We start from the raw sequence: 19060 nt of genomic DNA on the forward strand, positions 1-19060 counted from the left end.
ATCCATGACAAGCGACAGAGCCCCGAGATGCGTGACGGCTACATAATCTGCGGCACGCCGAGAACCGGAAGCACCTTGCTGTGCGGCCTTCTGGCCTCGACGAAAACAGCCGGCGATCCGCACTCGTTCTACCGGCGGCAGGACAAAGCGGAATGGGCAGAAGAGTGGAAATTGCCGCATCCCGATACGATGAGCGCGCATGACTTCGATGTCGCCTACCTCAAGGCGGCAATCAGCGCGGGAAAGGGCGGAACAGCCGTCTTCGGGTTGCGCCTGATGCGGGAAAACCTGGATGAACTCTCGGCGATCGTCGACCGGATCTACCCAGACCTGCCATCGGACAAAGCACGCTTTGAAAAGGCCTTCGGGCGGGTCCTCTACATTCACCTGTCGCGCGAAAACAAGCTGGCGCAGGCGGTGTCGCTGATCAAGGCCGAGCAGACCGGGCTTTGGCACATCGCGCCCGACGGAGCCGAGATTGAACGGGTCGCACCGCCGGAGGAACCCCGCTACGATTTCAAGCGGATCCAGCGCGAGCTTGCCGAACTCGAAGCCTATGACGCGGCCTGGAACGTCTGGTTCGCGGAGCAGGGGATCGTCCCGCTGCGCATCGGCTATGAGCGCCTGTCAGCCGAGCCGGCAGCGGCATTGTCATCCATCTGCAAGGCCCTGGGCGTTCCGGCGCCGAATGCCGCCGACGTAAAGCCGGGCGTCGCCAAGCTCTCCGACGAGACCAGCCTCGACTGGATGCGCCGCTATCATCTGGACGCGGCGATTTGATCACGCCCTCTTTACCGCCACCGTTTCGCTGAGCCATGTGCCGATCTTGCTGCCGAGGCGGTCGGGCGACACCGGCTTGGGCAGATAGTCGTCCATGCCGGACTCGATACATTTGTCGCGGTCGCCCTTCAGTGCGTGCGCGGTGACGCCGATGATTGGTGTGTGATTGCCACTCGCTGCCTCCGCCGCCCGGATGGCGCGGGTCGCCTCGTAGCCGTTCATCTCCGGCATGGAGACGTCCATGAGGATCAGCTTCGGCCGCAGCGCCCGGTACATCTCGACGGCCGTGCGGCCATTGCTGGCGATGCGGTAGCTGAGGCCAAGCCCATTGAGGATCTGGCCGAACACCAGCTGGTTCACGTCATTGTCCTCGGCGATCAGAATATCGATCGGGCCGTTTGGCGTGGCGATCGATTCAGGCACTGTGGCCGCCGGAATTGCCGGGCCGCGAATGACGGTGAAGGCGGGTGGCGCCACAGGTGCCGCCTGCGGAACAACAGGCTCGCGAACGAACTGGGCCTTGCCGATCTGGGCCCGCGCTTTCTGGATTGCCGAGATGACGGTGCCGAGCAGGACGGCCGAGCGCGCCGGCTTGGTGAGATGCGCGGCGATGCCGAAATCGATGACCATCTTGCCGAAATCGACCTGGTCGACGGAGGTCAGCAGCACCACCGGGATAGCGGAGAGACGGCTGTCGGCGGAAATCGCCTTGGCGACATCGGCGCCGTTCATGCCGGGCATTTGGTAGTCGAGGATGATGCAGTCGACCGCAGCAGCGAGTTGGCTGGCCCGGTCTAGGAAGGCGAGGCCGACGGCGCCGCTTTCGGCGGCCGCGCAGTCGAAGCTCCAGCTTCTGAGCTGCTCCAGCAAGATCTCGCGGTTGACCGGGTTGTCGTCGATGACCAGCACGCGAGCGCCGGTGACATCGACCGGCACGACCTCGTTGCGCGTGTCCTGCTGATGCGCCGGCAGCGGCACGGCGAACCAGAACACCGAGCCGCGGCCGATCTCGCTTTCGACGCCGATCTTGCCGCCCATCAGGTCGATGAGGCGGGCGGCGATGGCAAGGCCGAGGCCGGTGCCTTCATGGCGGCGCGTCGACGAGCCGTCGACCTGCGCGAATTTCTCGAACACGTTCTCGAGCTTCTCGGCAGGAATGCCGATGCCTGTGTCCTCGACGCGGACCTTGAGCTGGACCATGCCGTCGACCACCTCGCCGCCGACATCGATCAGCACATGGCCCTTCTCGGTGAACTTCACCGCATTGCCGAGCAGATTGGTGACGATCTGACGGAACCGTCCGGCATCGCCGACGACATGGGCAGGCAGGCGCGGGTCGACACGCACGATCAGCTCGAGGTTCTTTTCGGCGACGCGCGCCGACACCAGTGTGGCCACGTCCTCGACCGCTTCGGCAAGCCGGAAGGGTGCAGGATCGAGCGTCAGCTGACCGGCATTGATCTTGGAGAAATCGAGGATGTCGTTGATGATGGTGAGCAGCGCATTGCCGGACTTGACGATGACTTCGGTGAAGGTCTTCTGGCGTGCGTTAAGCTCGGTCTTGGCGAGCAGTTCGGCCATGCCCAGCACGCCATTCATCGGCGTGCGGATCTCATGGCTCATATTGGCCAGGAATTCCGATTTGGCGCGGTCGGCCGCTTCGGCCTTGAACAAGGATGCGGCGGATTCGGTGAAGGCGCGGCGGATCGCCTTTTCCATCGGCCGGAAGATCCAGAGGGCGACGATGGCAAGAACCGCGAACAGAAGGCCGCTCGCCCAAAACAGCAGCCTGTCGCTGGAGGCGTCGGCCAGATGGCGTTCGCCATCCATGGCGGTACGCACACGCACCAGCATCGGCTGGACGAACAGGTCGTTCTGGTTGAGGATTTCGCGCGAGCTCCATTCGTCGGTCTGTTGCGCCGCCGACATCAGGTTGAAGTTGCGCACGATGTCACGCGACGACCAGAACAGGTCGCCGTTGACGGCGGCCGACGAGAGTTCGTCCAGCGTTTTGGCCGACAGGCTCGGCTTGATCGCGGCCAACTCCGCGGACAGTGTTTCGATCTCGCCGGTCAGGCGTTGCGAATGGCCGCGCGCGGCGGCGGCAAGGCCGTCTCGGGTTTCGGTGCGCCAGGCCGTGCTGGCGGTTTCGGCAAAGCTGGAGGCGTTGCGCAGGTCGCGGGTGAAGACGACGAGATTGCTGCTCAGCGCGTCGATGTCGTGGCGGAAGGAATTGACGCGATTGAGCGCAAACATCACCGCGGTGGAAGCCAGCGCAAAGATGAGCAATCCCGAGATGTAGCGGATCCGGATCGAGCGGATGAAGAAAGAATATTCCGGCATGCGCAACCCCAACACATACGCATCATTTTAACGGTCGGGATTACGCTTGATTTACATTAAAATTCCGTTCGCGCCTGGCGGGCCGTCAAGATCCTGGCTGCACGTGCCCGGAGTTGGCGCCATAGAGGGTGGCATCGCATTCGCGCATCATGCGCAGTGCTTCTTCCTCGGTCAGGCCAAACTTGCGCATCATGCTCCGGATTTCGGGGCCTACAGCTATCTCCACCGGTCTTGCCGCCTGGCGGGTCTTCCTGGCCTTTTTCTTGGACATCAGTTCGTTTCCCGTCTTGACCGGCACATGTTTCGCATCAGCCCTGGCCCGGCCTCACCGTGCTGCGCCAGACCATGGGCGCATGGCAGATCAGGCGGCTGCCAGCCTCCTCCCGCGCGCCGGTCGCGAGCCGCACGGCGCGCCTGGCGATCTCCTCGATCGGCGGCGAGAACGTCGTCAGCCGGTAAGAGGCCCAGTCGGCCTGTTCAATGTCGTCAAAGCCGATGACGCAGAGATCGCGGGGTACGCTGATGCCGAACTCGTGGCGGGCCGCATCGAGAAAGCCGCACGCAATCAGGTCGGTCACGCAGAACGCCGCATCCGGCCGCTGCCGGCCGGAAAAGAGCCGCCTGGCGCCATCGGCTCCGGTGGCATAGCCGGTGCGGCCCTCGCGCCACACGGTCACCTCCAGCCCTTCCTTCTGCGCGGCGGTAAGGAAGGCGGTTTCGCGGGAGAGCAGGCTGGGCGTGCCGGCAGCCGAGGTCACCAGGGCGGGGCGGGTACAGCCGGCCCGGATGAAGGCATGCAGCCCTGCCTCTGCGGCTGCAGCGTTGTCGACACCGATATTGTGCGGGCCGTCGAAGCGGTCATCGCGATTGATCAGCACCAGCCGCTGGCCGTTCTCAAGACAGGTGCGGATCAGCAACTGCGGCGGCGAGCCGGACAGAACGATGCTCGCATCGGCGCGATAGTTCAGCGTGTTGCGCAGCGCCTGGTCGACATGGTGGCTGGGGCCGGAGGTGTTGAACACCATGGCCATTTTGCCGGCGTCCCGCAGATGTTGGGTCAGCGCCCTCTGCAGGCGGGCATGATAGGGCGTGTCGCCATCGGCAACGATGAGGCAGACAATGCCGGTCGAGGCCCGCATCAGGCCGCGAGCCAGATGGTTGACGTGATAGCCGAGTTGCTCGGCCGCCAGCATCACCCGCTCGCGGGTTTCCCCGGAAACGGAAGCGCCGGGCGTGAAGGTACGTGACACGGCCGAGCGCGAAACCCCGGCGAGGTCGGCAACCTGCTGGGCGCTGGAAAAACCGGTGCGGATTCTCGGAACCGTCAAGCGAACGCTCTCGCTGCTGTTTTCGTGATTCTTTGCACACCCGTGCAGTGTAATGCAACTCTTCTGCCATTGCCACCCACCGCACTTGACAGGCATGGCGGAATGCAACAGCTTTGCACAGCCGTGCAATACAAGCCGGCTCAAGAGTGGCATCGGAGGAATACCCTGTCCATTTCGCCGAAGACGGCATTGAGGGCGCGATTGTCCGGACCGGCTGCATGAGCAGGGCGGCGGCGCATCCGAAGGCGGACCGGCTGTCCGAGGCCGAGATGGACAGGCGTGCCGAGGTCTGCCGGAAACTGCTTGTCACGGCCGGGCAACTGGCGATGGAAGGCTATGCCCGGCAGGGCGCCGTCCAGCCGGTGGCGATGAAAGGCCCGCAAGATTTTCTCACTGAAACCGACGGCAAGGTCGAGGAGCACATCCGCGCCACTCTGGCAGAGGCTTTTCCGCAGGACGGGTTTTTGGGCGAGGAAGGCGGCGGCATCGGCTCTGCCCGCATGTGGGTCGTCGACCCGATCGACGGCACCGCCAATTTCATGCGCGGTATTCCGCATTTCTGCATTTCGATAGCTTTCGTCGAGGACGGCCGCAGCGAGATCGGCGGCATTGCCAATCCGGCCATCGGCGAAACGTACTTTGCCCGCCGCGGGCAAGGCGCGACGCGCAATGGCGCGCCGATCCGTGTGTCGCCGACGCAATCGTTCGACCGCGCCTTTGTCGAGTTCGGCTGGTCGCCCAGGATTCCCAATCGCGACTATCTGGACAAGGTGAGCCTTGTCTGGGCACTCGGCGCCAATGTGCGGCGCTCCGGCTCCGGAGCGCTTGGGCTGGCCTATGTGGCCGACGGCCGCTCCGATGCCTATGCCGAGCTGCACATCAATTCGTGGGACTGCCTGGCCGGATTGCTGCTGGTGGAGGAGGCCGGCGGCCGGGTGAACCGGTTCCTCGACGGCGACGGCATGGCGAAGGGCAATCCCGTGCTTGCGGCAGCACCCGGTGTCGCAGCGACATTGTCCCAGGTGATCGGAGTGCCGCTCGACGACGGGTAGATCGTTTCCAGTGAGAAGACAGGGAGGAATATCGATGAAGACATTTGACAGTAAGCAAGGCTTGCGCGCCGCCTGGCTTGGCCTTGGCGCGGCGCTGGCCATGTTCGGATTGGCGGGTGCCGCCCAGGCGGCCGATCGCAGCCTCACAATGTATTGCGCGGTCGACGAGGCCTGGTGCCGGGCGATGGCGACCACCTACCAGAAGGAGACGGGCGTCAGCGTCGACATGACCCGCATGAGCGCCGGCGAAATCTACGCCCGCCTCCGGGCCGAGAAGGACAATCCGCAAGCCGATATCTGGTGGGGCGGCACCGGCGACCCGCATCTGCAGGCGGCGGAAGAGGGCCTCACCCAGGAATACAAGTCGCCGCAACTGGCAAACCTGCGCGACTGGGCGCTGAAGCAGGCCGACAGGTCGAAGAACCGCACGGTCGGCATTTATCTCGGTGCGCTCGGCTACGGCTACAATGAGGAAGATCTGAAGCAGCGCGGGCTGACCGCGCCGGCGTGCTGGGCCGATCTGGTCAAGCCGGAATTCCAGGGCGAGATCGAGATGGCCGACCCGAATTCATCGGGCACGGCCTGGACCATGCTTGCCACCATCGTCCAGCTGATGGGCGAGGACAAGGCATTCGACTATCTCAAGCAGCTCAACAAGAACATCGCCGAATACACCAAGGCAGGGGCCGCGCCGGCGCTCGCCGTCGGCAAGGGCGAGACGCTGATCGGCATCTCCTTCCAGCACGACGTGATCAATGCCGCGAAACAGAACTCTGCCGTGAAGGTGGTGTCGCCTTGCGAAGGCACCGGCTTCGAGATCGGTTCGATGAGCATCGTGACGGGCGCCAAGCATGCCGAAGAGGCGCAGAAATTCTACGACTGGGCGCTGAGCCCGGACGCGCAGAAGCTCGCGGCGCCGAACGGCAGCTTCCAGATCCCGTCGAACAGCGCCACGCCGGTGCCGCCCGAGGCGCCGGACCTCTCGAATATCAAGCTGATCGACTACGACTTCGCCAAATATGGCTCGTCCGCCGAACGCAAGCGGCTGTTGAAGAAGTTCACCGACGAGGTCCGCAATGGCGGCTGAGCGCGTTCTTTTGCGCTCACTCTAGCATCTGATCGCCGGCTGCCCTTCGCGGCAGCCGGCGCACCATCCTTTGGCAACAGAAAGACATTGAATGGCCGCGGCCGGTTCCATGGTCAGTTCCGCTCCTGGACGCAGCGCGCTCGCCTGGGTAATGGCCGCGTGGGCGAGCTTCGTGCTCTTGCCTTGGTACAAGGTCGAAGGCGGCTTCCTGTCGTTCGACTGGCTGGCACAGCCGGCGGATGCGACGCCGGCCATCATCCTGGCGCTCGGTGGCCGGCCCTGGCTGTTGCCGCTTGTCCTGCCGCTTCTGCTGGCGAGCTGGCTGGTGGCGCGCAACAACCCCAAGAGCCTGGCGGTTGCAGGCGCGGCGGGCCTGCTGTGGCTGGCCATCGAAGGCTTTTCCATCATCCATTCGGGCTGGGGATTTGGCTTACTTACCCAGATCGCCGGCACGCCGGGACCGATACAGCCGGGGCTCGGCTGGGGTGCGGCGCTCTATGCCGTGGCGATGCTGATGTTCATCGCCGAGGCGCTCGCCGCGCGCGGCTGGTGCAAGGGCGACCGCTTCGTCGTCGGCTCGCTCTCAATCGTGATTGCTTCGCTGATCCTGTTCGTCGCCTATCCGCTGCTGTCGATCCTCACCTCGGCCATCAAGGACAATGACGGCAATGTCGTGCCGGCGCTGTTCTTCGATAAGATCTTTAGCGCCAACATATGGAGCCTGCGCTGCCTCTATGGCGAGGGCTCCTGCGGCGTGGCGTGGAACACGGTGGCGATCGCAGTCCTCGTCGGCTTTTTCTGCACGGCGCTCGGCCTGGCGCTGGCGCTGATCGCGCTACGCACCAAGCTGCCGGCCAAATGGTTGCTGCGCGGCCTGTCCATCCTGCCGATCATCACGCCGCCCTTCGTCATCGGCCTGGCGCTGATCCTGCTTTTCGGCCGCGCCGGCATCGTCACCAACCTCATGTCGGTGCATCTCGGCATTCCGCGCAGCCGCTGGATCTATGGCATGGCCGGCATCATCATCGCGCAGGTGCTGGCCTTCACGCCGATCGCCTTCCTGGTTCTGGTCGGCGTGCTGCAAGGGGTCAGCCCAAGCATGGAGGAAGCATCACAAACCCTGCGCGCCAGCCGCTGGCGCACGTTTCGCACCGTCACCTGGCCGTTGATCCGGCCGGGGCTGGCCAGCGCCTTCCTGATTTCGTTTATCGAGAGCATGGCCGATTTCGCCAATCCGCTGGTGCTGGGCGGAAACTTCAACGTGCTGTCGACCGACATCTTCTTTGCAGTGGTCGGTGCGGCGCACGACCAGGGCCGCGCGGCGGTGCTGGCGATCGTGCTGTTGATGTTCACGCTGGCAGCCTTCGTCATCCAGCGCCGCTGGATCGGCAGCCGCAGCTACGTCACCGTCGCAGGCAAGGGCGATGGCGGTGTACCGGCGACGCTGCCCAAGGCCTTGCGGATCGGCTGCTACGCCGCCGTCGTTCCGTGGCTGGTTCTGACCATCGTGGTCTACGGCATCATCCTGGGCGGCGGTTTCGTGCAATCGATCGGGCGCGACAACACGCCGACGCTCGAATATTTCCTCACCGCCTTTTCGATCGAGAAAGGCGTCAATGGCTGGTTTTTCAGCGGCTCGGCCTGGCCGTCGCTGCTGATGACCATCGGCCTGGCGCTGGTGGCGATGCCGTTCACCGCGGCGCTCGGCATCCTGACGGCCTATCTGCTCGACCGGCAGCGTTTCGCCGGGCGTACCATGTTCGAGTTCCTGGCCATGATGAGTTTCGCCATTCCCGGCACGGTGATCGGCGTCAGCTATATCCTTGCCTTCAACGTGCCGCCGGTGCAGTTGACCGGTACCGGGTTGATCATCGTCATCTCCTTCATCTTCCGTAACATGCCAGTGGCGATCCGTGCCGGGCTCGCCAATCTGGGCCAGATCGACAAGAGCCTGGACGAGGCATCGCTGACGCTTGGGGCGCGGTCTTTTGCTACCTTGCGGCGGGTGATCCTGCCGATCCTGAAGCCGGCGATCGTGACCGCGATGATCTACAGTTTCGTGCGCGCGGTGACGGCGGTCAGCGCCGTCATCTTCCTGGCGAGCGGCCGGTTCAATCTCGCCACGGTCTACATTGTCGGGCGCGCAGATGTCGGCGAATACGGCATCGCGATTGTCTATTCGGCGGTGATGATCGTTGTCATGATGGTCATCCTCATCGGCATCCAGCTGCTGGTCGGCGAACGCCGGCTCGGCCGGCGCCGGCCTGGTCCGGAAGCCGTTGTGGCAGCAATCTGATGGGGAGAAGCGGCGTGGATCAGACGGCGAAGACTGCTGCCCCGGTTGCGACGGACAGGCCAGCGGTGCGGTTCGAGGGCGTCACCAAGAAATATGGCGCGGTGACCGCCGTCGACAACGTCAGCTTCGACATCGCGCCGGCCAGCCTGGTGACGCTGCTCGGGCCCTCGGGTTGCGGCAAGACCACGACGCTCAGGCTGATCGCCGGGCTGGAACAGACCAGCACCGGGCGCATCCTGATCGACGACAAGGATGTCACCTTGCTGTCCGCCGCCGAGCGAGATGTCTCCATGGTTTTCCAGTCCTATGCGCTGTTTCCGCATATGAACGTGATGGAGAATGTCAGCTACGGCCTGCGGGCTATGGGGCTTGGCAAGGCGCAGGCAGCCGAGCGCGCCGCCGAAAAGCTGTCGCTTGTCGGCCTGTCCGGCTACGAGAAGCGCCAGCCGAGCGAATTGTCCGGCGGCCAGCAGCAGCGCGTCGCGGTGGCGCGCGCCATCGTGCTGGAGCCGAAGGTGCTGCTGTTCGACGAGCCGCTGTCCAATCTCGACGCCAAGCTGCGCCGGCGGGTGCGCGACGAAATCCGCGGCCTGCAGCAAGATCTGGCGCTGACCATGGTCTATGTCACGCATGACCAGGAAGAGGCGCTCGCCGTCTCCGACCGCATCATCGTCATGAACGCCGCTCGCGTCGCCCAGGACGGTACGCCGCGCGACCTCTACAACGAGCCGACCAACCGTTTCATCGCCGACTTCATGGGCGACGCCAACCTGCTCGACGTCGAGGTGCTTTCCAGCAATGCGACCAGTGCAAGGGTCAAGGTCGGACCCTTGCTGCTCGACATGCCGGGTCGCGGTAACGCTCCGGGGCCGGCGATGCTCGCTGTGCGCCCGAATGCCGTGCGCATCTTGCCCGGCCAGCCAGCGGGCACCATGAAGGGCCGGGTGGTCAAGAGCTCGTATCTCGGCGACCACATGGAATACCGCATCGCGATCAGCGATCCGGCGGTCGAACTGTTCGCGACATCGCCTGATGTCACACCCGCCGTGGCGGAAGGGACGATGGTCGGGATCGATTTCGATCCGGCGAAGATCGTGCTGATCAAAGACGATTGAACGCGCCGGGAAAACCGTTGCACACTTTCCCGGCGTTGCTTGGTGACGTTACAACAGGCGGCGACCAGGGATTAGCGACCCGTTTTGCCTTGGGTTTAGAATCGTTGTTTTTGCATGCTCGCCTATTTGCGAGCCTGAGGGTCACCAGGGCGCATCGACCGAACTCAAACGAGCTTTTCCAGCGTGATCGGAAGGCTTCGAATGCGTTTGCCGGTCGCGTGGAAGACGGCATTACCGATCGCAGGTGCGACCCCTACGACACCGATCTCGCCGACGCCTTTGCCGCCAAGAGCGGTTGCCTGCATGTCCGGAATTCCAACCGAAATCACCTGGATGTCGGGCACATCGGCGTTAACCGGGACGGCATAGTCGGCAAAATTCGCGTTGATGGTGCGCCCGTCTCGCTGGTCGACGTAACCTTCTTCCAGGAGAGCCTGCCCGAGACCCATGACCATACCGCCGATCCACTGGCTTTCCGCAAGCTTCGGATTGAAAATCCTGCCGCTGTCGAATGCCGAGACCATGCGCTTGACGCGGATCGTGCCAAAATCCTCATCGATCCGAACTTCCACGAAATGCGCACACCAGCTATGGGCCGAGACGCCTCCTTCCACAGCGCCCTTCAACTGTGCAAAACTGCGGTCAGCTCCGTTCTTCATCTCCTCGGTGGCGCCGGGAGCAAAGGTGTTACCCTCGATTTCCAGTTTGTCTTTGCCCACTGCCTTCAAGAGTTCCGCGATGCCGATACCGCCGTTCGGCCGTCGGGTCGGTTGCACCGAGCCGTTTTCGAACGTGAGGTCAGTCGCCTTCGAGGCTGCCAGCGGCGACTTCGGATCGGATGCGGCAAGCGCCAGCAAGGCGTCCCGTGCATTCCTGGCCGCCTTGTCCACCGCTCCCGTCAGGTTGTTGGCCTGCTGGGAACCGCCTGCGAGCGCCGATCTGGGGAGGAGGGTATCGCCCAGCCGCACCGCGACTGTCTCAACAGGAACGCCCAATGCGTCAGCCGCTGTCTGGGCGAGAATGGTATAGGTCCCCGTTCCCATGTCGGTGCCCGCGCTGAGGACTTCGATCTGTCCACTGGCATGGAGTACGATCTTGGCTTCGCTCGCGGTACGGATCATGGGGTATGACCCGGCGGCCATTCCATAACCGATCAACTCGCGGCCTTCGCGCATCGAGCGAGGGGCCGGGTTCCGGTTCCACCAGCCGAAGGCTTCCGCGCCCACGGCATAGGCTTCGCGTAACTGTCGAGTGCTCCACTTCATCCCATTGCTGGGATCCGTCTCCGCCCAGTTGGCAAGGCGCAGCGTGACCGGATCCATGCTGAGCGCGTACGCCAGCTCGTCGATCGCGCTTTCCACAGCATAGGCACTGGGGTTTTCGCCGGGGCCCCGTTTCCAGCCGGGCTGGACCGTATTGACCGGGACGACGTTGAGACGTGAAGAAAAGTTCGGCGTCGCATACATGATCTTCGTCACATTGTTGCAAGCCTCGATATGGACTTCGTCAATCGCCGTCTCGTTCCAGCTCTCATGGACGATCGAGCTTATCTTTCCGTCCTTCGAGGCTCCGATTGAGAGTGTCTGCCGTGTCGCCGGTCGGCCGCCAAGGCCGGTAAAGGTCTGCGGCCGCGTGAGAGAAACCTTGATCGGCCTGCCCAGTTTCCGCGAGGCCGCGCAAGCCAGCCCCACATGCGGATGTGCCCCGATCTTGGACCCGAACCCACCGCCGACATAGGGCGAGATCACCCGCACATTCTCGATGTCGATGCCGAGCCATTCCGACACGACGCTCCGTGCCCCGCCAACCCACTGGCTGGGCTCCCAGACGGTGATTTTCCCGTTGTCCCAGGAAGCGATGCACGCATGCGGCTCCATCGGCACATTGTATTCGCGTGACGTCGTGTAAGTGACGTCTACCTTGACCTCGGCATTGGCCAACGCTGTCGCCGCATCGCCCCACGCGGCACCCATCTCATTGATGGGCTGCGCTTTTGCCTTGGGATCGTTGATGTCGAGAATAGGGTCGCCGTCCTCGTATTCGACCTTGAGAAGGCTTGCCGCTTCCGTTGCCTGTTCAAAGGTTTCTGCGACCACGAGCGCGATATGCATGCCGTTGAAACGGACCACATCGTCTTGAATTGGGGTAAATTCCTCGGTCGCTCCGCCGCCCTTGCTGTAGACGGTCGGCTTGTTGAGCTTCAGGGAATTCTGCGCGGTGTAGACATCCAGGACACCCGGTAGAGCCTTGGCGGCGGACGTATCGATACTGACGATACGCCCTGCCGGCCGCGTCGATTGGACAGTTACGCCATAGGCCAGGTTCTCCAGCTTCTGCTCGATCGCATAGCGAGCCTGCCCGGTGACTTTCAACGGGCCTTCGGCGCGGGAAAGCCTGGCACCGAGAGCTGGCGCCTTGGCGGGGACGGTCTCAGCCGCAGCGGCTTTTGACGAGAGATCGACAGCGGCGCCAGCGACAGCGGCTACGCCGGCGCCGAGCTTCAAGACGGTGCGGCGGTTGAGTTCGAACGCGTTACCATGTGTCATGCGATACCTCCTACCGTCATCAGGGCGCGGGCCACGACCTTCGGTGCCAGTTCAATCTTGAATGCGTTGTGTCCGCTCGACTTCGCGCCGTCGCCGGCGGCTGACGAGGCGCTACGAAGCGTCGCCTCGTCGAGCGTCTTTCCCTTGAGCAAATTTTCGACGGCGCGCAGGCGCCAGGGCTTGGTGGCGAGGCCGCCGACCGCAATGCGTACTTCGCGAATTGTCTTGCCATCGGCTTCCAATTCGATCCCGACAGCGGCGCTGGCCGCGGCGAACTCGTACGACGCGCGATCCCGGACCTTGAGATAATGCGAGCGTTCCAGGGCTGCCGAACGCGGGATCTCGATCCCGACGACCATCTCGCCGGCCGACAGCTCATGCTCAAGGTGCGGGGTATCGCCAGGGAGAAGGAAGAATTCGTCGACGGGAATTTTGCGTTCGGAAGCTCCCCGGATGATGACCGTGGCGTCGAATGCCACCAGGGAAACCGCAAAATCTCCGGGGTAGATTGCTATGCACGCGTCGCTCGTGCCGAGCACCGCGTGGTTGCGGTTGACGCCCTCAAGGGCAGCGCATCCGGAACCAGGATTGCGCTTGTTGCAGTTCGAATAAGCGCCCGCGTCCCGGAAGTAGGTGCAACGGGTTCGCTGCATCAAGTTTCCACCGATGGACGCCATGTTGCGCAGCTGTGCCGAGGCAGCGCGCCACAGGCTTTCGGAAAGCACCGGCGCAGCCTGCTTGATATCGGCGTGGTCGGCGACCTTGCTCATCTTGGCGAGCGGACCGATGCGAATGGCATCCGCCGATACCTCGATCGTGTCCAGGCCGGGAAGGCGCGTGATGTCGACCACCCGCGCAGGACGCTCGACATTCAGCTTCATGAGGTCAAGAAGCGTGGTCCCACCGGCGAGAAATCTTGTCTCTGGCTTGGTAGCCTCGGCAAGCGCCCTCGCGGCATCTTTGGCGCGGAGATACTCGAAAGGTCTCATAGTGCTGCCTCCTTCTTCAGGCGGCTGGCGGCATCGCGCACCGCGGCGACGATATGGGGGTAAGCGCCGCACCGGCAGATGTTGCCGCTCATGTATTCGCGGATGTCCTCGTCCGTATCGGCGTGGCCCTCACGAATGCATGCAACGGCCGACATGATCTGACCGGGGGTGCAATAGCCGCACTGGAATGCATCGTGCTCGATGAACGCGGTCTGGACTGCGTGCATCACGCCGTCGGCAGCCTGGAGGCCCTCGATCGTCGTGACCTGACGGCCTTCGACCTGGGCCGCCAGCGTCAGGCAGCTCAATACCCGCTCGCCGTCGACGTGGACGGTACAGGCGCCGCACTGCCCATGATCACAGCCTTTTTTCGTGCCGGGCAGGTTGGCATGCTCGCGTAGTGCGTCCAGCAGAGTCACGCGTACATCAAGATTGAACTGGTGGCGCCGGCTGTTGATGTCCAAGGCTAGCTGTCGGGGCTCTGGCATGTCGTCTCCTCGGTGGCGGGCGGGATTGGGACTTCTCGCGAAATCGATCGGACCGACGAAGCCTACGGCATCGGTCGGAAAGGGACGTCTATTCGAAGGCCTGTCATTGGCCGGTTGCCTAAGGGTCAACCCTCAGGAGAGCACGGACGCGACATCCGAATTAGCCCTCAAAATTCGCATGAGCCTATCGACGGCGCTCATAAATAGACCTGCGACGACGGCAGTGCTGGATGCGACGTTCAGCTGTCGAAGGCCAGTGAGCCGGATAGCTCCTCATGGGCATCGACCTGCTGCTGCAGCAGAGCGAGCTTCTGCCTGACCATTGCAAGAGCATCGGCACCGGCGATGAACCGACGGGGCAGCTCCGGCTTGTCGACCAGAGTGATCAACGCCTGCGCGAGTTTGGCGGGGTCGCCGACTTGCTGGCCGTTCGCGGCTTTCCAACCCGTTATCTGCTGGGCGCGACGTTCGCTGTAATCGCTGACGAATGACGGAGCATATTGAGTGGATTCGTCCGTCAGCAGCTCCGTGCGGAAAAACCCGGGGTTCACGATCATCGTTTCAATGCCGAACGGCGCCACCTCGGCTTGCAGTGACTCGATCCAGCCATCAACGCCGAACTTTGCCGCGGCGTATGCAGAACAGAACTCAAAGCCGACCAGGCCTGCCGTCGATGAGATGGCAATGACCTTGCCAGAACCCTGCGCGCGCATGACCGGCAGGACTGCGCGGGTGACGTTCATGGCGCCGGTCAGGGTGGACGCGAGCTGAAGTTCGATATGGGCCGGAGTCAGGTCCTCGAAATAGCCGGCATAGAAGCCCGCGGCATTGTTGACGAGCACGTCGAGGCGACCAAAGCGGTCCAGGGTTGCCTTCACCGCGGCGTCGGCGTCGGCCGGCTTGGTCACGTCCAGCGTGACGACCAAAAGATTGTCCGACTGCCCGATCGCCTTGGCGACCCGATCTGGGTTACGACCGGTCGCAACGACCTTATCGCCGATGGCCAGGGCCGCTTTGGCAAAGTCGAGGCCCATGCCTCGCCCTGCGCCGGTGATCATCCATACTCTACTCATAGTCGTATCCTTCCTGGTCGGTATCTTTCAGTTTATGCCGCGTTGGCTTGGCACGTCCGTCTCAGCGTTTCGTTGTCTGCCAGGTGACATAGGGAATAGGACTCGATACGATTAGCCTCTATAATCTGCATGAAGTTAGAAATGGGATTGATAAATGAGGCGCGGAGATTTCAGCGAGCTGGCAGTCTTCATCGCCGTAGCAGAGGCGGGCAGCTTCACGCGCGCCGCAGCAAAGCTTGGTCTATCGCAGTCGGCGCTCAGCTACGCTGTCAGAACGCTGGAACAGCGCATGGGAGTCCGGCTGATCTCACGCACCACCCGCAGCCTGTCCGTGACGGTAGCTGGAGAGCGCTTGCTGCGAAGCCTGCGACCGGCCTTCGATCACATCGAAAGCGAGATCGCCGCCGTCGCCGCCCTGCGCGACAAGCCCACTGGCCTCATTCGCCTGACGACATTCCGGTATGCTGCCAAATCAGTACTGTGGCCCGTCATCGCCAGACTCCTTCTGGAGTATCCGGATATCGAAGTAGAATTGAGCCTGGACGAAGGTCTGGTTGACATCGTTGCAAACAAATTCGACGCCGGTATCCGGATCGGCGAGCAGGTCCAGAAGGACATGGTGGCAGTAAGGATCGGCCCGGACCTGCGTATGGCGGTAGTTGGATCACCGTCGTATTTTGCAACCCGAACGGTTCCAAAGACACCGCGCGAACTTGGGGAACACAAAGGCATCAGCTACCGTCAGAAGACCGGCGGCGGGCTCTTTGCCTGGGAGTTCGAAAAACGCGGTGAGGAACTTGAAGTCAGGATGAATGGCCCACTCATTATCAATGACGGGGAAATGCTGGAGGCTGCGGCCCTCGACGGGCTCGGACTAGCATTCACATTTGAAAGCCAGGTCGCTCCGTTCGTCGCAGACGGACGCCTGATCCGGGTGCTGGAAGACTGGTGCCAACCCTTCCCGGGCTATCACCTCTATTATCCCAGCCGACGCCAGCACACTGCAGCGTTCGCTCTTCTTGTGGAGGCACTCCGTCTCAAGGCGTGACGGAAGGGCGAAAACACGCCGCTCTAACTTGGCAAAGTGAGTTATCCCTCCCTCATCAGCACAATTTTCGGGCATCCAATCGATTCCTCCGTCGCAACTTATCCCTTACGACTGCGTCGCGGTGGCCGTCCGATTCCGAGCCTTGAAGCTGCCAGTCGCTTCCGGCCCCTAATGCGGTCATTCCCTGATGCAGGTTGAGATGGCCTCGTGCTGGCAGTGGCTGACAACTTTTAGGCAAAGCGGATCCTTCTTGTAATGCGGCCCGCCATGATGAGGATGTCGGGCTCTTTGCTGCTTCTGCTCTATCTCTAAATTAGGATGCCTTCTCCCCGTCACGTGGCTGGATCAGCCTGCGCGCGGCATCTGCTCCTGCCGCAAGGAAGCGATCCGACAATTCGGTCCCTGCCACCGCGCGGGCCAGTTGAAGCGCGCCGATGAGGGTCGCAAAGACGCCCATGGCAACGCCTTCCGGATCCCTGGCCTGCGGAAGCGCTGCAGACAACTGGCGCACCAAAACCAGCAAGCGTTCGGTGTAGACTTGGCGCGTTTCGAGCGGCTGACGCGCGAGTTCCGGGAGCAGCGCGGCGTTGGCGCAGCCCGTTCCCGGATTGTCCCGGTGCCCGGCTGACAGATACGCCGCTATCCCCATCTCCGGACCACCGGCGGCCAATACCTCTTGCAGTTGCTGCACCTGGCTCTCTAGCGCCGCTACCAGGCTTTCACGCACAAGCTCCGCCTTGGATTGGAAATGCGGATAGAAGGCTCCGTTCGTCATCCCGGCGTCGCCCATAATGGCTGCCAGTCCGGACGCGGCGATGCCGTCACCGCGAAAACGCTGGGCTGCGGCCTCGACGATGCGATCGCGGGAGGCGTCCTTTCGGCCCTTTTCGTAGCGCATGGCGGCTCTTCCTTTCTGCTATTGCATTACGGTCGTAATTTGATATTATGATCATAATTCAACCAGCGAACGAAAGCTAGCCCCAGTGGCTTTGGAGCATAAAAAATGAATGCGAACTCTGGAAAGACCGCTGTTGTGACCGGAGCCTCCTCGGGCATCGGCCGCGCAAGTGCCGAGGCCTTGGCGCAGGCGGGGTATACCGTCTTCGGGACAAGCCGCAGCAAGGCTGGCAACGGCCCGGCGCAGGTGTCCATGCTGACCTGCGACGTGACCGACGGAGAGTCGGTCAGCGCCCTGGTTTCAACCGTGCTGGCCCAGACCGGCCGCATCGACCTCTTGGTCAACAATGCCGGTGTCGGCCTGCTTGGCGGCGCCGAGGAATCTTCGGTCGAACAGGTCCAGGCTCTGTTCGACGTCAATCTGTTCGGCGTCATGCGCATGACCAATGCGGTGTTGCCGTCGATGCGGCGCCGCGGCCAAGGGCGCATCGTCAACATCGGCTCGATTCTAGGATTGGTGCCCGCGCCATACTCAGCGCACTACTCGGCGGTCAAGCACGCGCTGGAGGGCTATTCGGAATCGCTCGATCATGAGGTTCGCGCCTTCAACATTCGCGTCTCGGTCATCGAGCCGGCATTCGTGCGCACCGTCTTCGACCAGAACGGCATCGAGCCGGATTCCCTGTTGAAGGACTACGATCAGGCGCGCGCCGGTCTCAAGGCGCTGCTTGCCGATGTGATGCCCAAAGCCGATCGGCCGGAAGTGGTGGCGGATGTGGTCGTCAAGGCAGCGACCGACGCCCGTCCGCGACGGCGCTATACCGCAGGGAAGGCAGCGCGCCAGGTCAGCCTGCTGCGCCGCTTCGCCCCCGCGGGGATGTTCGACAAGACCTTGCGCAAGCAGTTCCGCCTGCCGGTCTGAACAACGGTGGGACGGAGAATTTCACACACAAACGGCGCACCAACGGACACTCTCAGAAAGTCACTGCCATGAAGGCATTCGTTGTCGATAAATATAGCAAGAAAGGCATTTTGCGGCTGGCCGAGATGCCGGAGCCGGAGCTGCTGGACAATGACGTCCTGGTCGAGGTCCATGCCGCCGGGGTGAACCTGCTGGATTCCAAAATCAGAACCGGCGAATTCAAACTCGTCCTTCCCTATCGCCGGCCCTTCATCCTCGGTCACGACGTTGCCGGGAGGGTTGTCAGGGTGGGCTCGAAAGTCCGCAAATTCAAACCCGGCGACGCCGTCTATGCGCGGCCGCGCGACGGCCGGATCGGGACATTCGCCGAATTCATCGCAATCGATGAAGCCGACGTGGCGCTGAAGCCGGCGAACCTCAGCATGGAAGAGGCGGCCTCGGTCCCGCTGGTCGGTCTGACCGCCTGGCAGGCTCTCATCGAGAGGGCGGGTCTGAAGACAGGCCAGAAGATCTTCATCCAGGCTGGCTCCGGCGGCGTGGGGACATTCGCCATCCAGTTGGCAAAGCACCTCGGCGCGATCGTTGCGACAACAGCGGGCGCGGCAAGCAACGATCTGGTCAGGGATCTCGGCGCCGATGTCGTCGTCGACTACAGGAAGGACGACTTCGAGAAAATCCTGTCGGGCTACGACGTCGTCCTGAACAGCCAGGACGCCAAGACGCTTGAGAAATCCCTGACTGTGCTGAAACCGGGTGGGAAGCTCATCTCGATTTCCGGTCCTCCGGATCCCGAATTTGCCTGGAAACAGGGACTGAACGTGGTGCTAAGGCTGCTGCTGCGGCTGCTGAGCCGTGGTATCAGGACCAAAGCCAAGCGCCGGGGCGTGGGATTTTCGTTCCTGTTCATGTCGGCGCAAGGTGAGCAACTGAGCAAAATCACGTCCCTCATCGAAGATGGGGCGATTCGCCCGGTCGTCGACAGGGTCTTTCCTTTTGAAGCGACCAATGAGGCGCTGGCTTACGTCGAAACAGGACGCGCCAAGGGCAAGGTCGTCGTCAAGGTCAGATAGCGCGCCCAGTTGCTTTGGGGCATTTG

At 62.8% G+C, this 19060-nt stretch carries 16 protein-coding genes; 8 read left to right on the forward strand and 8 right to left on the reverse strand.

Annotated features, from left to right (window positions below; all coding sequences use genetic code 11):
- The first annotated feature begins 27 nt into the window (after positions 1-27).
- Positions 28-780 (forward strand): Stf0 family sulfotransferase, encoded by a 753-nt coding sequence (locus tag X730_RS147240; RefSeq protein ID WP_023826715.1) that lies wholly within the window; start codon positions 28-30, stop codon positions 778-780.
- Here the strand turns inward: X730_RS147240 and X730_RS147235 are convergent, their stop codons facing one another.
- The 3 genes from X730_RS147235 to X730_RS147225 form a co-directional block, all read right to left on the reverse strand.
- The gene (locus X730_RS147235) at positions 781-3123 is read right to left on the reverse strand and encodes a response regulator (protein WP_023826716.1); all 2343 of its coding nucleotides are present in this window, start codon (positions 3121-3123) and stop codon (positions 781-783) included.
- An 85-nt stretch (positions 3124-3208) separates the two neighbouring features.
- Entirely contained in the window at positions 3209-3394 is a 186-nt protein-coding gene (locus X730_RS147230; protein ID WP_023684018.1) for a hypothetical protein, read from the reverse strand.
- Positions 3395-3431: 37 nt separating this feature from the next.
- Positions 3432-4451, reverse strand: coding sequence for a substrate-binding domain-containing protein (locus tag X730_RS147225; protein WP_081731605.1), 1020 nt, complete (start codon positions 4449-4451; stop codon positions 3432-3434).
- 218 nt (positions 4452-4669) lie between these two features.
- On the opposite strand from X730_RS147225, the gene X730_RS147220 reads away from it, so the two are divergent.
- The 4 genes from X730_RS147220 (at position 4670) to X730_RS147205 (ending at position 10001) form a co-directional block, all read left to right on the forward strand.
- Entirely contained in the window at positions 4670-5503 is an 834-nt protein-coding gene (locus X730_RS147220; RefSeq protein ID WP_050588128.1) for an inositol monophosphatase, read from the forward strand.
- A 34-nt stretch (positions 5504-5537) separates the two neighbouring features.
- Entirely contained in the window at positions 5538-6590 is a 1053-nt protein-coding gene (locus tag X730_RS147215; RefSeq protein WP_050588127.1) for an ABC transporter substrate-binding protein, read from the forward strand.
- A 109-nt stretch (positions 6591-6699) separates the two neighbouring features.
- Positions 6700-8886, forward strand: coding sequence for an iron ABC transporter permease (locus tag X730_RS147210; RefSeq protein WP_050588129.1), 2187 nt, complete (start codon positions 6700-6702; stop codon positions 8884-8886).
- A gap of 14 nt (positions 8887-8900) precedes the next feature.
- Positions 8901-10001, forward strand: coding sequence for an ABC transporter ATP-binding protein (locus X730_RS147205; RefSeq protein ID WP_245261380.1), 1101 nt, complete (start codon positions 8901-8903; stop codon positions 9999-10001).
- A gap of 164 nt (positions 10002-10165) precedes the next feature.
- On the opposite strand, the gene X730_RS147200 is transcribed toward X730_RS147205, so the two are convergent.
- The 4 genes from X730_RS147200 to X730_RS147185 all read right to left on the reverse strand — a co-directional run bounded on the left by X730_RS147200 (position 10166) and on the right by X730_RS147185 (position 15097).
- Positions 10166-12547, reverse strand: a complete 2382-nt coding sequence (locus tag X730_RS147200) for a xanthine dehydrogenase family protein molybdopterin-binding subunit (RefSeq protein ID WP_023826723.1) — start codon at positions 12545-12547, stop codon at positions 10166-10168.
- Positions 12544-13536: a xanthine dehydrogenase family protein subunit M gene (locus tag X730_RS147195; RefSeq protein WP_023826724.1), complete on the reverse strand. Its 993-nt coding sequence runs from the start codon at positions 13534-13536 to the stop codon at positions 12544-12546. Before X730_RS147195 ends, X730_RS147200 begins: the two co-directional genes overlap by 4 nt.
- Positions 13533-14024 (reverse strand): (2Fe-2S)-binding protein, encoded by a 492-nt coding sequence (locus tag X730_RS147190; protein ID WP_023730815.1) that lies wholly within the window; start codon positions 14022-14024, stop codon positions 13533-13535. Before X730_RS147190 ends, X730_RS147195 begins: the two co-directional genes overlap by 4 nt.
- Positions 14025-14263: 239 nt before the next feature.
- Positions 14264-15097, reverse strand: a complete 834-nt coding sequence (locus tag X730_RS147185) for an SDR family oxidoreductase (protein ID WP_023826725.1) — start codon at positions 15095-15097, stop codon at positions 14264-14266.
- Between the two features lie 154 nt (positions 15098-15251).
- Here X730_RS147185 and X730_RS147180 point away from each other — a divergent pair, with 154 nt between their 5' ends.
- The gene (locus X730_RS147180; protein WP_023826726.1) at positions 15252-16145 is read left to right on the forward strand and encodes a LysR family transcriptional regulator; all 894 of its coding nucleotides are present in this window, start codon (positions 15252-15254) and stop codon (positions 16143-16145) included.
- Between the two features lie 313 nt (positions 16146-16458).
- Here X730_RS147180 and X730_RS147175 read toward each other — a convergent pair whose 3' ends face one another.
- Positions 16459-17043: a TetR/AcrR family transcriptional regulator gene (locus X730_RS147175; RefSeq protein ID WP_023826727.1), complete on the reverse strand. Its 585-nt coding sequence runs from the start codon at positions 17041-17043 to the stop codon at positions 16459-16461.
- Positions 17044-17148: 105 nt separating this feature from the next.
- On the opposite strand from X730_RS147175, the gene X730_RS147170 reads away from it, so the two are divergent.
- On the forward strand, positions 17149-17964 hold the full coding sequence (locus X730_RS147170) for an oxidoreductase (protein ID WP_023826728.1): 816 nt from the start codon (positions 17149-17151) through the stop codon (positions 17962-17964).
- 68 nt (positions 17965-18032) lie between these two features.
- On the forward strand, positions 18033-19034 hold the full coding sequence (locus X730_RS147165) for an NADP-dependent oxidoreductase (protein WP_023673085.1): 1002 nt from the start codon (positions 18033-18035) through the stop codon (positions 19032-19034).
- Positions 19035-19060: the final 26 nt, after the last annotated feature.

Source organism: Mesorhizobium sp. L103C131B0, from assembly GCF_000502275.1.
GTDB lineage: Bacteria > Pseudomonadota > Alphaproteobacteria > Rhizobiales > Rhizobiaceae > Mesorhizobium.